General features: G+C 62.2%; 11 protein-coding genes. 8 read left to right on the top strand and 3 right to left on the bottom strand.

All coding sequences use genetic code 11. From position 1 onward, the window contains the following. Positions 1 to 2: 2 nt before the first annotated feature. Positions 3 to 1268: an acyl-CoA dehydrogenase family protein gene (locus tag J1D76_RS25470; RefSeq protein WP_421141140.1), complete on the bottom strand. Its 1266-nt coding sequence runs from the start codon at positions 1266 to 1268 to the stop codon at positions 3 to 5. A 430-nt stretch (positions 1269 to 1698) separates the two neighbouring features. Between J1D76_RS25470 and J1D76_RS25465 the strand changes: the two genes are divergently transcribed. The 8 genes from J1D76_RS25465 to J1D76_RS25430 all read left to right on the top strand — a co-directional run bounded on the left by J1D76_RS25465 (position 1699) and on the right by J1D76_RS25430 (position 11543). Continuing rightward, positions 1699 to 2754: an ABC transporter substrate-binding protein gene (locus tag J1D76_RS25465; RefSeq protein ID WP_421141139.1), complete on the top strand. Its 1056-nt coding sequence runs from the start codon at positions 1699 to 1701 to the stop codon at positions 2752 to 2754. A gap of 15 nt (positions 2755 to 2769) precedes the next feature. Further along, positions 2770 to 3516: a class II aldolase/adducin family protein gene (locus tag J1D76_RS25460; protein WP_421141138.1), complete on the top strand. Its 747-nt coding sequence runs from the start codon at positions 2770 to 2772 to the stop codon at positions 3514 to 3516. 801 nt (positions 3517 to 4317) lie between these two features. Next, complete coding sequence (locus J1D76_RS25455; protein ID WP_421141137.1) at positions 4318 to 5517, top strand: LLM class flavin-dependent oxidoreductase; 1200 nt, start codon at positions 4318 to 4320, stop codon at positions 5515 to 5517. A gap of 10 nt (positions 5518 to 5527) precedes the next feature. Next, the gene (locus tag J1D76_RS25450; protein WP_421141136.1) at positions 5528 to 7099 is read left to right on the top strand and encodes an ABC transporter substrate-binding protein; all 1572 of its coding nucleotides are present in this window, start codon (positions 5528 to 5530) and stop codon (positions 7097 to 7099) included. Then, positions 7092 to 8153: an ABC transporter permease gene (locus tag J1D76_RS25445; protein WP_421141135.1), complete on the top strand. Its 1062-nt coding sequence runs from the start codon at positions 7092 to 7094 to the stop codon at positions 8151 to 8153. The genes J1D76_RS25450 and J1D76_RS25445 overlap by 8 nt, the downstream gene beginning before the upstream one ends. Positions 8154 to 8163: 10 nt before the next feature. Next, a complete protein-coding gene (locus J1D76_RS25440) occupies positions 8164 to 9009 on the top strand; it encodes an ABC transporter permease (protein ID WP_421141134.1) in 846 nt (281 codons plus the stop codon). Next, positions 9006 to 10820: a dipeptide ABC transporter ATP-binding protein gene (locus J1D76_RS25435; protein ID WP_421141133.1), complete on the top strand. Its 1815-nt coding sequence runs from the start codon at positions 9006 to 9008 to the stop codon at positions 10818 to 10820. The genes J1D76_RS25440 and J1D76_RS25435 overlap by 4 nt, the downstream gene beginning before the upstream one ends. Positions 10821 to 11084: 264 nt before the next feature. Then, positions 11085 to 11543 carry an REP-associated tyrosine transposase gene (locus J1D76_RS25430; protein WP_421141132.1) on the top strand — a complete coding sequence of 153 codons (459 nt, stop codon included), beginning with the start codon at positions 11085 to 11087 and terminating at the stop codon, positions 11541 to 11543. Positions 11544 to 11676: 133 nt separating this feature from the next. Here J1D76_RS25430 and J1D76_RS25425 read toward each other — a convergent pair whose 3' ends face one another. Together J1D76_RS25425 and J1D76_RS25420 are read right to left on the bottom strand one after the other, a co-directional pair. After that, a complete protein-coding gene (locus tag J1D76_RS25425; protein ID WP_421141131.1) occupies positions 11677 to 12762 on the bottom strand; it encodes an LLM class flavin-dependent oxidoreductase in 1086 nt (361 codons plus the stop codon). A 40-nt stretch (positions 12763 to 12802) separates the two neighbouring features. Next, complete coding sequence (locus J1D76_RS25420) at positions 12803 to 15385, bottom strand: TonB-dependent receptor plug domain-containing protein (protein ID WP_421141130.1); 2583 nt, start codon at positions 15383 to 15385, stop codon at positions 12803 to 12805. Between the last annotated feature and the right edge of the window lie 290 nt (positions 15386 to 15675).

The following is a 15675-nucleotide window of genomic DNA, read 5'->3' as shown; positions in this document are numbered from 1 at the left end:
ATCTATGCCGGGCTGGTGGCCCCCTGTTTTTCCTTGGCATTGAGGATCGCGGTGTATTCGCCCGGATCGACACCATTGAGGTAATAGTTGCCGACGTGATGCAGGCGCCAGCGGATCGGGTCGTGAGTGGTATGGACCCGGGCGTTGCGCCAGAAGCGGTCGAGGTTCCACTTGGTCAGCGATGAGCTGGCACCGAGCAGGGAGAAGATGTCACTGGAGATTTTCAGCGAGGCCGCGTCGGAGTGGGCGCGGGCGGTGGCCACCGAGAGAATCAGCTCGTCCTGCAACGCTTTGTTGTCCGGGTCGAGCTCGTGTTGGTCGAACACTCGCGCTGCATCACGCAGCAGTGATTGCGCCCCACGCAAGGCCACGGCGTATTCGCCGATCTGCTTGATGATGTGCGGCTCCTGATTGGCCTGGTCGACACCGCTTTCCACCCAGGGGCGGGCGTTGTGATTGAGGTAGTCCACCGCTGCCGACAACGCGCCTTCGGCAATGCCGGTGTCGATGGCGGCATGAAGAATCTGCGGGAAGGTCAGGCCGGTGCGCTTCATCGGTCCCTTGCGCAGGGAGACGAAGCCTTCGTCGAGCTCGATGTTGTCGAAGATCACCGTGCCGCTGACCGAGTTTTTCTGGCCGAAGGCTTCCCAGTCATCCACCAGGGTCAAGCCCGGCGCGTTGCGATTGAGCAATACGCCGGCGCCGCCGTCATCGCTGGCGGCGGTCAGGGAAATCCACTCGGCGAGGTAAGAACCGGTGGAGTAGAACTTGCTGCCGTTGAGGATCAACTTGCCGTCGGCACGCCGTTCGACCCGGGTCTTGAGCGCAAACTTGTTCTTGCCGCCCACTTCAGCCAAGGCGTTGCCGAAACGCTTGCCGGCCAGCACATCGCGGATCAACCGGTCGCGGATGTCGTCGGAGTAGCCGGTGAAAATCCCGCGCAGCATGACGTTGTGGATTTGCAGCAATTGACCGACGCCGCCATCGGCTACGGAAATGATGCGCACGGTTTCGACGATGGTTTCCACCGAGGCACCCAGCCCGCCAAATGCCTTGGGAACGCCAATGGCGGTCAGTCCGCTTTCGGACAGCAGCTGCGCCTGACGCCGGGGCAGTTGGCCGTTCTGACTGGCATCGGCGGCGATTTCGGCGATCTCCCTGGCGATGTCCTTCGCCACGGCGATGGCTTGAGCTTCGCTCTGAAGCAAGCGGATTGGAGCCTGCTCCTGGATCAGTTGCCCGGCGGGGTTGTGTTCGACCTTGCTCATTGATGCACCTCTGATAATTGATCGGCTGATGGCCACGAAAATCACACCTATCCCCTGTAGGAGCCGGCTTGCTGGCGATTGGCCTTCGAGCCTTGCGCTGATCCCGTCGACGCCATCGCCAGCAAGCCGGCTCCTACAGGGGGGAGTTTTCCGGGCGTTGTGAGGGGCTGAGCAAGTTCTGCGCCAAGGGCTTTGGAGGCTGTTGACGCAGGGTTTATCAGTCTGCGAGAGGCACGGGTGCTGCTGTGGAAGCAGTCCTCTGCTCGATCAGCAGCAGTCGCCGCGCAATGCTGCTGGCAGGCCAGCAATTGAAGGCAGTCGGGCATCCGGGTACAGGCGCAAAGCCCCATAAACGGCGGCTTTCGTTTCTTGGCACGGGCGCTGCAATAGCTCCGGCAACAGTCACTTGCCAACCCAGATGGAGCTGCCCATGACGCTTGCTGCCAAACACACCCGACCCGATACCACAGCTGAACTCGAGCAGATCTGGTTCACCCGTTGCCCGGTGCCGACGGCTTCCGGAATCGCCTACAAACTCGGCTGGCTCAGTGAAGAGTTCGCTGCCGACGGCCTGCCGGTTTCGACCTTGCAGGAGGCCCGTCAACTGGGTCATCACCACTACGATCACGAACTGCCAGGGCTGTTTCGCGAAGGCGGAAACGTCCCGGCATTGGCCGCGCGGGCGGCCGGTGCGCCGAGTCGCCTGATCGGCCTGACCTGGATCGAAGAATGGCAGACCATCCTGGTTCGCCCCGACTCCGGCATTCGTCATCCGCAAGACCTCAAGGGCAAGCGCCTGGCGCTGCCAGCCTGGGGTGAAACCCGCCCGGGGAGCATCGCCCGGGCCATGAGCCTGCACGGTTACAAGGGCGCGCTGAGCCTGGCCGGACTGGGGTTCGACGATGTCGAACTGGTGGAAGTCGCGTTGCAGGATCAAGAACGCGCGGCGAGCCCGCAAGAGGGCTTGCAACGATTGTGGTCGGGCCTCGATTACCTGGTGCGCGGTGAGGTGGACGCGGTCTACGTCAAAGGTGCTTCCGCCGCCGATGCCGCACGGCGTCTCGGGCTGGTGGTGGGCATCGACCTGGACCTGATCGCCGAGCCGCGGTATCGCATCAACAACGGCACACCGCGTCCGATTACCGTCCACCAGAGCCTGCTCGACAACCATTTCGACCTGGTGGTGCGGTTTCTCGCCCAAACCCTCAGCGCCGCTGATTGGGCCGCCAACAATCGGGAGGCACTGAACGCCATTCTCGAGGAAGAAACCCGCGCCGGCAGCGCCGGGGTCGCCGAGGCCTATCGCGGCGAATTCCACACCACGCTGGCGCCGGATCTGTCCTCACAGCGACTGGAATTTCTCGATACCCAGAAAGACTTTCTCTATCTGCACGGCTTCCTGGAACGCGATTTTTCCATCGCCGACTGGGTCGATCCGCGCCCATTGCAAGCCGCCCATGAACTGTTGGCCAAGCGCCGCGCCTGAATCCGGAGATCTGCCATGACCACTCTCGTCTACGAAAAACCAATCAACGAACAACTGATCAGCGAAGAACTGAAGAGCTTTATCGACAAGGTGCTGATCGAGGCTGAAGAAGCCTTCACCGTGTTTCGTGAAACCAACACCATCACGGCTAATGGCACCGTCGGTTTCATCGAGCGTGTGCCGGGCCAGGAGTTGCTGGTGTCGGTCAACTATGGCGGGCCGTGGAATTACCGCAAACCACTGCAGGCTACAGTCACCGACTTTGCAGGCAAAGTGATCTACGGCAAAGGCAAGGGCGGTTTGGGTCGCTACACCAAACTGTTCCAGCAGCACCCGGACATCACCACCGTGTCCCACGTGCATTCGCCGTACCTGGGTGCCTGGGCGCAAACCCATCGCACGCTGCCGTTCCACTACGTGCCGGTGCAGCGATATCAACTGGCGCGGGAACTGCCGGTGTACATCGACCGACGTCAGCCGGAAGTCGATTTCATTCTCGACAAGATTGCCGAAAGCCCCTTCAACCTGGCGATCCTGGAAGCCAATGGCGGTTCCACCGTGTGGGGCAAGCAAGGTTTGCGCGCCACTGCTGAATTCATCCTGTTGCTGGAAGAGGGCGCGCAACTGCAATTGCTCGCCGATGCCCTGGGCGGCTCCCGCCCCTATGGTCCGGGCGTTCTGACCCAGCAGTGGAAAATGAGCGGCCTGTACGACAAAGCCACCGAACTGGGCCTGGTACCTGCCATCGACCGCCGCAGCTGATCCACCGACCTCCCGGCCACCACACCTTCTGTAGGAGCTGGCTTGCCAGCGATGGCGGTCGCGAGGTTGGCGCAAGGTCCGATGGCCCCATCGCCAGCAAGCCGGCTCCTACGAGGGCGTATTCGCAACATTGAATTGTAGGAGCTGGCTTGCCAGCGATGGCGGTCGTGAGGTCGGCGCAAGGTCCGAGGGCCCCATCGCCAGCAAGCCGGCTCCTACGAGGGCGTATTCGCAACATTGAGTTGTAGGAGCTGGCTTGCCAGCGATGGCGGTCGCGAGGTTGCCGCAAGGTCCGATGGCCCCATCGCCAGCAAGCCGGCTCCTACGAGGGCGTATTCGCAACATTGAACTGTAGGCGCTGGCTTGCCAGCGATGGCGATCTCGAGGTTGGCGCAAGGTCCGAAGGCCCCATCGCCGGCAAGCCGGCTCCTACGAGGGCGTATTCGCAACATTGAACTGTAGGCGCTGGCTTGCCAGCGATGGCGGTCGTGAGGTCGGCGCAAGGTCCGAGGGCCCCATCGCCAGCAAGCCGGCTCCTACGAGGGCGTATTCGCAACATTGAATTGTAGGCGCTGGCTTGCCAGCGATGGCGATCGTGAGGTCGGCGCAAGGCCGAAGGCCCCATCGCCAGCAAGCCGGCTCCTACGAGGGCGTATTCGCAACATTGAATTGTAGGAGCTGGCTTGCCAGCGATGGCGATCGTGAGGTCGGCGCAAGGCCGAAGGCCCCATCGCCGGCAAGCCGGCTCCTACGAGGGCGATGGCGGTTGGAAGGTCGATACACAACTCAAGGAGTTCCACCATGGCTGTAAAAATCCTCTGGTACCTCACCACCCCCGACGGGCCCTATCCGTGGGAGTCCGAAGGGCGCTGGAAAACCGATTTCGAGCATTTGAAGCAACTGGCCGTGGCCAGTGATCGCCTGGGGTATTACGGTTCGTTGCTGGGCTCCAGCCCCAATGAAAGCCTGGCTGTCTCAGCCGCGTTGATCGATGCCACCCAGCGTTTGCGTTTTCTGGTGGCGCAACATCCCGGCGAATTGTCGCCGGCGGTGCTGGCCAAGTGGGCGCTGACCTTCGATCAATTCTCCAACGGACGCCTGTTGTTCAATGTGGTCAACGGCAACGACGCCGGCCTGGCCACGCTTGGCGTGCATTACCCCCACGATGAGCGTTATGACTTCAGTCTCGAATACTGGCGCGCCTTTCAGAACTTCTACGCCGGCGACACGTCGGGGCATGACGGTCGATACGTCAAGCTCGCCCCGCGTTCACCGGCTGCTGCCAGTCATCCCTTGGGCGGCTGGCATCCGCCGAAACAGAAACCCGGCATTCCATTGTGGGGCGCCGGCACCTCGGGGCCCGGCGTTGCCCATTCGGTGCAGTTGCTCGACGTTTACCTGAGTTTCGCCAATACCCCGCCGAAACTCGGCGAGAAATTCCGCAAAGTGGCGGCAGAGGCTGCGAAGATCGGCCGCGAGCTGACCTTCGGCACGCGCCTGCAAATCATCGTCCGTGAGACCGAAGAGGAGGCCTGGGCCCACGCCGAAAAACTCTTGCAGCGCACCTCACTGCAAACCGCGCGCACGGCCATCGAACGGCAACTGCCCCCTGGCGAAACCCTGGACAGCTTCCACAGCGACGACCCGCAAATCCAGCGCAACGTCGACGCCGTCCGTGCAGGTCGCCTGCCCAAGGCTCGCGACCTGGAGATCTACCCCAACGTCTGGCTCGGTCCGAGCCTGTTCGGCTTCAACATCCTCGGTCCAGCCGCTGGCACTTATCTGGTGGGCAGCGCCGAGCAGGTTGCCGAGCGGATTCGCGAGTACGAAGCACAAGGCACGTCAGCGTTCATTCTCTCGGGTTTTCCGCTGATCGATGAAGCGCACCGGGTCGCGGACCTGCTGTTCCCGTTGCTCGACCTCGATCACGGTTTCGACGTGCCGCGCCTGCGCGCCGACACGCCAGCGCCGCAACGCACCAACGTGGTCGAACGGGCCTGAGGAGTCGGTCATGAGTGAAGGATTTTCCCGTCGCAGGTTTCTCGGCAACGGCCTGGCGGTCGGCGGTGGCCTGATACTGGGCGGCAGCCTGCTCAGCGGTTGCGACAGTGGCGAAGCAGTCAGTGGCGCAGCGGCCTTGTCCAGCTCCCCGGTGCATGGCGGGCGCTTGCGGGTCGGCATTATCGACGGCGATCAATCGGGCAACCTCGATGCGCACAAACCGGTAGGCGGCGGGATCATTCGCGGCTGGGCGCTGTACAGCAAGTTCTGGGAATGGAACACCGACGTCAGCACGCGCCTGGCCTTGGCGGAGTTTGCCGAACCCAATGCCGATGCCAGCGCCTGGACCATTCGCATCAAGCCGGGGCTGGAGTTTCACCACGGCAAGAGCATCGGCGCCGACGACATGCTGTTCTCGATCCTGCGCCTGACGGACCCGAAACTGGCGTCGCCATTCGCCGGGCTGGTGGGGGCGATCGATCGCAATGCCTTGCGCAAACTGGACGAGCGCACCATTGAGATTCGCTTCAAGGAGGGCCAAAGCTTCTATCCGCTGGATGAGACCCTGATCAGTTTCGGCGGCATCGTGCCGACCGATTACGACCCGGTCACCAATCCGGTTGGCGCCGGGCCGTACAAACTGAAAAGTTTCATCCCCGGACAGCGCTCGCTCTACCAGCGTTTCGAAAACTACTACAAACCCGGTCAACCCTATGCCGATGAGCTGGAAATCATCGAGTTCAAGGATCAGGTGTCCCGCGCTGCGGCCCTGCGCGCCGGGCAAATCGATGTCGCCAGCGGCGTGCAGGCTGAGCACAGCGCGCTGCTCAAGGCTGACTCGCGACTCAACTTGTACGCATCGCCAAGCACTTCGTTTACCGGATTCAACCTCAACCTGGCCAAGGCACCGTTCCAGGATCAGCGGGTGCGCCAGGCGTTTCGTCTGCTGGCCGATCGTCAAGAGCTGGTCGAGCGTGGGCTCAATGGTTTCGGGCGGATCGCCAATGACCTGTATTCGCCCCATGACCCGACGTACAACCACAGCATTGCCCAGCGTCCCTACGACCTGGAGCAGGCGCGGTCGCTGTTGCGCCAGGCTGGGCAGAACGATTTGCGGGTGGAGCTGACCACCACGCCGGGACCTGGCGTCAATGCGGCGTTGGTGTTCGCCCAACAGGCGAAGAAGGCCGGGGTCGAGATCAAGGTCACTCAGGTCGATGGGTCGGTGTTCAACGGCCCGCAACGGGAAAACTGGCTGTTATCGCCAGGCTCCACGCCGGCTCGGGGGTTCCTGGCTTCGGCGCTGCACAACGACGCACCGCAGGCCATCTACAACCGCAGCAACTTCCACGATGAGCGTTTCACTTCGTTGTACCAACAGGCGCTGGCGCAACCTGATCTGGAACGGCGCAAAGTGCTGGTGCATGAAGCGCAAAGCATTCAGCACGACCGTGGTGGCCTGCTGATCTGGGGCTTCAATGATGTGCTGGACGCAGCGTCGGTACGGGTCGGTGGCCTGGCGCCTGAACAGACGACGTTCGCCTCCTGGCGTTTCGATGAAATGTGGGTGAACCATGTCTGAGCCGTCCTGCAAACCCCCACGCACTCCGGCCTGGCTGTCGTGGTTCATCGGGCGGTTGGGCTATGGCCTGCTGACGGCGTGGGTGATCAGCCTGGTGGTGTTCATTGCGACCCAGGCACTGCCCTCGGACCCTGCAAGGGTGATCCTGGGGCCCGATGCGCCGCTGGAAAGCATCCTTACCCTGCAACGGCAGTTGGGTCTGGACCGGCCGATCCTGGAGCAATACCTGCGCTGGCTCGGGCACGCGCTGAGTGGCGAGTTGGGTGTGTCGCTCGACTCCAACGCACCGGTTGGCAGCATTCTGTTCGGCCGTTTTGGCTATACGCTGGCGCTGTTGGCAGGGGTGATTGCCGTGGTGGTGCCAGCGGCGTTGCTGCTCGGCGTGTCGCTGGCCTTGCGGCGTGACAGTCGCCTTGATCGCTGGAGCCTGTCGTTGTTGATTTTTCTCAAGGCCACCCCGGGGTTTCTGTTGGCCATTGGCCTGGTCTTGCTGTTTTCCATGCCCCACATGGACGTGCTGCCAGCGGTGTCGATCCTTGATCCGGACAAGTCCCTGCTGCGCCAGTTGCAGTTTCTGGTGTTGCCGGTGCTCGCCCTGAGTCTGTCGGCGCTGCCGTACCTGACCCGCATGGTGCGGGCGTCGATGATCGAAGCGCTGGAGTCCGATTACGTCATCGCCGCCAGGTTGCGGGGCATTCCCGAATGGCGAATCGTCTGGCGCCACACATTGCCCAATGCACTCATACCCGCGATCCAGGGTGTGGCCCTGACCCTGCGCACCCTGATCGGCGGGGCGCTGCTCGCGGAGGTGATCTTCAGTTACCCGGGCATCGGCACCTCGCTGAACTCGGCGATCCAGATGCGTGATTTGCCGATGGTCCAGGCCATCGTGCTGTTGATCACGCTGGGTGTGGTGCTGATCAATCTGTTCGCCGACCTGCTGACAGTGCTGCTGACGCCGAAACTGCGCACCGCCCGCCGGGTCACCATGATTCGACGCAACCGCCGGGGTATCCAGCCCTGGTGGCGACGCTCCCCATCCAAGGCACCTTGAGAGGTTATGCATGACTGATTCGCGAAGCCTTCGTTGGCACAGGTGGCTGGAGGAACCGCAAACCCGCAAGGGCGCGCTGATCACTTCGCTGGTGGTCCTGCTTGCGTTACTGGGCCCATGGCTGGCGCCCCACAGCCCGACGGAGATGGTCGGCTCGGTGTATGGCGCTCCCGTGGGGGCGGCTTTGCTGGGTTATGACTTTCTCGGACACGACGTGTTGTCGCGCTTGCTCAGCGGCGGCGTGTCGGTGCTGTGGATGTCATTGGCGGCCGCCTCGATTGCGCTGCTGGCGGGTAGCACCCTGGGCCTGTTGGCGGGGTTCTCCCGGCGTCGGCTGGATCAACTGATTACCTGGCTGGCAGATGTGTCACTGGCGTTTCCCGACCTGATCCTGGTGTTGTTGATCGTCTCCATGCTGGGTCGCGCGCCCTGGCTGATCGTGCTGACCGTGGCCATTGCATTCACCCCCGGCGTCATTCGCCTGGCCCGTGGCAGCGCGGTGGCGGTGGCGGGGCAGGAGTTCGTCGAGGCCGCGCAGATGATGGGGTATTCCAGGCGGCGGATTCTGTTCAAGGAGATCCTGCCCAATATCCTCACGCCGCTGCTGGTGCACTTCGGCAACATGCTGACCTGGGGCGTGGGCATGCTCTCGGGGCTGAGTTTTCTCGGTTACGGCGTGGCACCGCCGACCGCTGATTGGGGGCTGATGATCAACGAGAACCAGGCGGGGTTGCTGGTTCAGCCCTGGGCGGTGTTGGCACCGGCCATCCTGATTGGCATCATCGCCTATGGCACCAACATTCTGGCCGAAGGCATTGGCCGCAGCAGCTCACGGATCGGAGAAAAACAGCCATGAACGCCATTGCCGGAATCGAGTCACGCTCCCCTGTGGTGAAGACGCACGTGTTGCAGGTTCGGGACTTGCGGGTCGAGTTGTCGGAACAGATCGACGTGCTGTCCGGCGTGACCTTCAGCCTTGAGGCCGGAGAAATTCTCGGGCTGGTCGGGGAATCCGGGTCGGGCAAGACCACCCTGGCCACTGCCTTGCTGGCCCATGCCCGAAGGGGCGCGCGGATCGTCGGCGGGGACGTCGAAGTGTCCGGTCAATCGCTGCTGACACTGGAGGGCGAAGACCTGCGCCGGGCCCGGGGCAGCCTGATCGGTTACGTCGCCCAGGACCCGGCGACCGCCCTGAATCCGGCACTGCGAATCGGCAGTTTGCTGCGCGAAACCCTGGGTGCCCATCAGATTGGACTGGACCGTGCCGCTCAACAGCAGCGCATCCTCGAGACCTTGCGTGATGTCGGTCTGCCCGATGATGCGCAGTTCCTGCGACGCTTTCCCCATCAACTGTCCGGCGGACAGCAGCAACGGGTGATGTTGGCACTGGCCTTTGTCTTGCGTCCGGCATTGATCGTCCTCGATGAGCCGACGACAGCACTGGACGTCACCACCCAGGCCCACATCCTTGCCACCCTGCGCCGGTTGTGCAAAAGCCTGGGTATCGCTGCGGTGTATGTGTCCCATGACCTGGCGGTGATCAAGGACCTGGTGGACCGGGTGATGGTGATGTATGCCGGGCGTATCGTCGAGGTTGCACAGCGCGAAATGCTGTTCCATCAGCCGGCTCATCCCTATACCCGAGGTTTGCTGGCGGCGATTCCCGATGTGGCGCAACGCCGGGATTTGCCGGCGATTGCGGGGCATGCGCCGGCACCGGGGCAGCGACCACAAGGGTGTGCCTTCGCGCCTCGGTGCCTCCGTCGCGTGGCGGCGTGCTCGGTGCTCGAGCCGCAATTGCAGGCCCTGTCGTCTCAGCAGCGGGTGGCCTGCCTGGCCCCGCATCTGCAACCCTTGCAGCGGATTGCCCAGGCTTCCGTTGCGCCAGTCACCGACTCGGTGGAGCGCACGCCACTGTTGCAGATCAAGGACCTGAACGTGGCCTACGACCGCCAGGTACTGTTCGATGTTTCCCTGCACGTGGCTGCCGGGGAGTGCCTCGCGCTGGTGGGCGAGTCGGGTTCGGGCAAGACCAGCCTGGCGCGCGCCGTTGCCGGGTTGGGGGAAAACGCCGAGGGCGAACTGCTTTACGCGGGCGGTTTGTTGAGCCTGTCGGCGCGCCAGCGTGACGGGGCGCAACGGCATCAGATCCAGTACATCTTCCAGAATCCATACCGGGCGTTGAACCCCCGACAAAGTGTTTTGCAGACACTGAGTGCGCCTCTGGAGCATTTCTTCGGGATCAAGGGCGCTGCCGCACGGGAGCGAGTGGAGGCGGTGCTCAAGCGGGTTTCGCTGCCGGCCTCGGTGGCGGATCTGTATCCCCACAGCTTGTCTGGTGGTGAGCGCCAGCGCGTAGCGATTGCCCGGGCGTTGGTCTGCGAGCCACGGCTGTTGATCTGCGACGAAATCACCTCGGCCCTGGATGTATCGGTACAGGCGTCGATCCTGGCGCTGTTGCGGCAATTGCAAGGGGAAGGACTGACGCTGCTGTTCGTTACCCATGACCTGGGCGTGGTCCGCGCCATCGCCGACCGGGTGTTGGTATTGAAATCCGGTCGTGTGGTGGAACAGGGGCGGGTGGATGAGGTGCTGGATCAACCGCAAGCGGCGTATACACGCACATTGCTGGAGAATTCGCCGACGTTGGCGGGCGGCGTTTTGTAGGTGCCGGTTTGTCAGCGATTCGGCGGTGAACGTCATGCCTCCATCGCCAGCAAGCCGGCTCCTACAAGGTGGCGTTTGCACGTCGAAATGTGATGCGACACAAGGTGGATTGGCACGCGGAAATCTGATACGACACAAATCTGTAGGAGCCGGCTTGCTGGCGATGGCGGTCGTACTGTCACATCCAGAACCAGACTTTGACGACGTTCTTGATTCTCGCGCACTAGCCTTGTATTTCGGTCTCGAACACAGGAGGGCAATGGAATGCCAGATCTTCCCCATGCCAAACGGCTTCGCGCCGGGCGCTACTCCCAATTCGGACAAATCTATTTGCTCACTGCCGTCACTCATCACCGTGATCCGCTATTTGCCGATTGGCGTGTGGGGCGCCTGGTGGTGGATCAATTTCGCCAGGCCCAGACAGAAGAATGGGCCGACTCACTCGCTTGGGTGGTAATGCCCGACCATTTCCATTGGCTGGTCGAACTGAAGAACAGCACGTTACCGGCGTTGATGCTCGCCACCAAATCCCGCAGCGCCCAGGTGGTAAATGCGTTTTTGAACCGTAGGGGACCGCTATGGCAGAGAGGTTTTCATGACCGTGCAATTCGACGGGAAGAGGATTTACAGGCTGTGGCCCGATACATCGTTGCCAATCCGTTACGTGCGGGCTTGGTGAGACGCGTGCACGATTATTCTTTGTGGGATGCCAAATGGCTGTAGGTGGTAGCCGTTGTGACGCCATCGCCAGCAAGCCGGCTCCTACAGATCGTGGGTGTGCCGATATTATGTTGGCACACCCGAACCCGTAGGAGCCGGCTTGCTGGCGATGGCGTTGGTCAATATTGCATCGTACTTACGCCACACGCGCCTTTCGACGGCGTGCCTCTTCGCGCACCGCCGGAATGATCCAGCGTCCGTAATCCACCGTGTCGTACAGCGGATCGTAGCCACGGTTGAGAAAGGTGGTCACTCCCAGGTCGACGTAGTCGAGCAAGGCCTGAGCCACGGTTTCCGGGGTGCCGACCAGGGCGGTGGTGTCGCCGTAGGCACCGACGGCGGTGGCGGTGGGCATCCATAGCGCACGGTCATGACGGTCACCCGCCGCGGCGGCGGCAAGCAAACGTTCGGAGCCGGTGCCCTTGATGCGTTTTTGCCAGGGGCTGCCGGCGGCAAACTGTGGGTTGGCCTTGATCTGCTCAAGGATCTGTTGCGCCCGTTGCCACGCCAGTTCCTCGGTGGCGCCAAGGATCAAGCGCACGGACAGGCTGACCCTCGGCGCCTCCACACCCGCCGCGCTGGCGGCCGCGCGCAGTTTGCCGATCTGCTCGGCGACACCGCTCAAGGGCTCACCCCACAAGGCATACAGGTCCGCGTGCTTGACCGCGATCTGATAGGCGATATCCGAAGACCCGCCGAAGGAAATCGGAATGTGCGGCTGCTGCAACGGCTTGACCGGCGAGAAGGCACCCTTGATGTTGAAGTACTGCCCTTCGAAGTCGAATGGTTCTTCCGCGGTCCAGGTGCGCCGGACGATTTCCAGGTACTCATCGGTACGTTTGTAGCGCTCAGTCTTGTCCAGCAGGAAGTCGCCTTCCTGGGGTTCGGCGGTGATGCCGGTAATGGCATGCAGGCGAATTCGTCCGCCGCCCGTGGTGTGATCCAGTGTCGCAAAGGCCCGGGCGGCGACGGTCGGGGCGGTGAGGGCCGGGCGGTGGGCGATCATGAACCCCAGGCGTTCGGTGTGCGCGGCGGCGTAGGCGGCGATCTGCAAACTGTCGGCGCTGCCCGGTCCACTGGCGATCAGCACCCGATCAAAACCTGCGTGTTCATGGGCCCGGGCGTGATGGCGGATAAACTCCAGATCGAAATCCGGGCTGCGAACACCTCGGGTCTCGGACCACTGGCGGGGGAAAATCATGCCGACGAATTCAATGGACATGGGAACACTCCTGATTGCGGTAAGCGGGCAGGCCGCTGGCTTAGAACTGGTAATCCACCTGGGCCAGCAACGTGCGGCCGGGCATGGGTTGCAGGAAGGTGTTGGTGGAGCCGGCCAGGCCACTGACGAAATTCAGTTCGTTGGTCAGGTTGAGCACGCGCAAGGTGGTGCTCCACTGCGGCTGGCGGTAGTAAACCGCGAGGTCGAGGTTGTACTCGTCCGGGACCTTCACGGTCTTGCTCAGGTTCAGGTACCAGCTACTGGTCCACCACCCGGACAGCTCGGCACCAAAGCCTGAGTCGAAGCGATAGTCGACATAGCCGCTGGCGGTGTATTCGGGAATCTGTACCGCGTCGAAGCGCCCGGACGGTCGCTGGTTAAGGCTATTGTTGTCACCAAACACCGTGCCGTTGTCGGGGATGAAGCCGGCCGAGGCAAAACCGGCCTGGGAGGCGAACTCGTTGTAGGCGGTGAGTTTCGTAAGGTTCAACGCCGTGCGCAGGTGATCGTCAGGCTGGTAGCGAATGGTCGACTCCACGCCTTTGATCACCAGTCGCGCGATGTTGTTGTTGCTGTCGGGTGATTGATCCCGCTCCTGCTTGAACGCTGCCAGGCTCATGAACAATTCGTTGGGCACGGCTTCGACTTTCAGGCCGACTTCGTGCAAGACACTCAGGCTTTCGAACGCCAATGGATTGAGCAGGTTCGCGCCCGCGCCGCTGCCCCAGCCAAGGCCATTGGAGAAGAACCCGGTGTTGACGGCCAGGGAGCGATCGAAGGTGTAGTACAGCGTGCTGTTTTCGGTCGGCTTGATGTAGGGGCTGACCTGAAAGGCAAACAGTCGATAGTTGTCGCTGTCCTTGCGCGGATTGCCACCGGCGAGCACGAACGGGTTATCGATTTCGGCATCGATCCAGCTGCGGCTCGCGCCGATGTTCAGGCCGACTCGCTCACCCAATCGCAGGTTGTGCTGGGTGAACAATGTCTGGGTGGTCCAGGTACTTTCAGCGGTGTAGGGCGCGACGGACTCAGCGTACAAGCCATGGCCGGCCGGGTACATCGGCGGCAGGTTCAGCCAGCCGTAGAGGTTGGAAAACTGTGGTACGCCAGCCTGGCCGATCCAGGCACCGTTGCCGCCGGCCGGGTTGGAGCCAGTCAGCCCCAGAAGGCTCCCCGGGTTCTTGCCCGAAGGGTCCTGGGTCAGGTCATAGGCATTGATGGTCGAGCCGAAACTGTTATTGGCGGCGATCGACTGGTTGAACTCGCGGCGGTAGATCAGCCCTGTGTTGCTGTCATCACGCAGGGTCAGGCCGCCCAGCTGCGTTTCGTTGCGCGAGCGAAACTCGAAGCGGTTATCGAAAATGTTGTCCTTGGACTGCACCTGGAAAGACCCAACGGCGTCGGTCATGTCCCGCGAGCGCTGGTAAAACGTGTTGTTGGCCAGGGTGATGGTCGGCGTCAGATCAGCCTCCACTCGCAGTTGCGTGGTGAAGCGTCGCGAAGTGTTTTCATCCTCATCGCGCTGGCCGGTTTGAGAGGACAGGGAGGTCAGGCCGTTGCCGGCGAGCGACGGGTCGTAGACCCAGCCACGCAGGCTGCCAGGGTTGCTGCGGGTGTTGGGGGAGGTGGACTGGAAACTGCCATCGACTACGCTGTATTGCCCTTGGGCGTTACGTTGGCGTTTGACCCAGCCCAGGGTCGGCGCATCGGCCGCGCCGGAGGCCAGCACCGGCGACCACAGCGTGTTGCCGTTCTGGATGATCGGCGTGGCCCGTCCGGCGTAATACTTGCCGCTGTCCACCAGTTCCTGGTTGGCGCGGTTCCAGCCGTGGGTGATGTTGTAGTCGTAGTAGTCGTCGTAACTGGCATTCCAGTCCACGCGCACGCTGTCATTGCGCCAGGCCAGCGCGCCGTAGAACGCGTCGAAGTTGTTGTCGACGTTGTCGTAGAAGTCTTCCTGACGCTGTTTGGTGATGCTGATCCGATAAGCCAGGTTGTCACTCAGCGGCCCGGTGTTGTCGACGCTGAATTTTGTCGCGTCGCGGGATTCACCGTCAGGCACCCAACTGCCCACCTCGCCGCTGAGCCTGGTCTTGAATTCATTGAAGTTCGGCTTTTTGCTCAGGTAATTGACGTAACCGCCACTGCCCGACACCGAACCGTAGGTCACCGAGGACGGACCGGCGACAATGTCGGCGCCTTCATAGGCGTTGAAGTTGGCTGGATGGCGCACGCCGTAAGCCCGCTGACCGTCCTGGAACGCTTCAGAGCCCTGGGCGCGGAACTGCGGCGCGATCCCGGCGTTCTGGCCACCACCGCGAGTAATGCCTGGCGCGTACTTGACGAGGTCGTCGGCACTGCGGATCGGGTCGTCGGCCAGCTGTTCGGCATTGATCTGAGAGATCGAACGCGGGGTGTCGAGCACCTTGGTTTCGATGCCTCCATAGATCGAAGACTCCGGCCGGGTGGGCAGGGCGTCATCGTCGGAATCACTGGCGCTGGCCTGAACCGTGACGGTTTGCAGTTGAGTGTCGGCGGCAAATGTTGCTGTCGACAGGGTAGAAACGAAGACCAATGCCAGAGCGTGGCCAGAAGCAGGACGAACGAAGCCGATAGAGGGCATGAAAATGTGCCTCGAAAGATAAATTCAGTGAATTGCGTAAACACGCAGCACCTTGTAGGAGCCGGCTTGCCGGCGATGGCGTCTTTGAATGTTGCGTCGCCCTTGCGGCCGTCTTCGCTGGCAAGGCAGCGCCTACAAATAACGGCTTCGTGTCGCCGTTCTTGTGGCGACGCGGACCTTGTAGGAGCCGGCTTGCCGGCGAAGGCTTCCTTGAATCTTGCATCGCCCTTTCGGCCGTCTTCGCTGGCAAGCCAGCGCCTACAAATAACGGCTTCGTGTCGCCGTTCTTG

Origin of the sequence: Pseudomonas sp. NFX15 (genome assembly GCF_049132105.1) — a bacterium.
Lineage (GTDB): Bacteria > Pseudomonadota > Gammaproteobacteria > Pseudomonadales > Pseudomonadaceae > Aquipseudomonas.
Note: the sequence above shows the minus strand (reverse complement) of the source record. Positions and strands in the feature narration are given on the sequence as shown.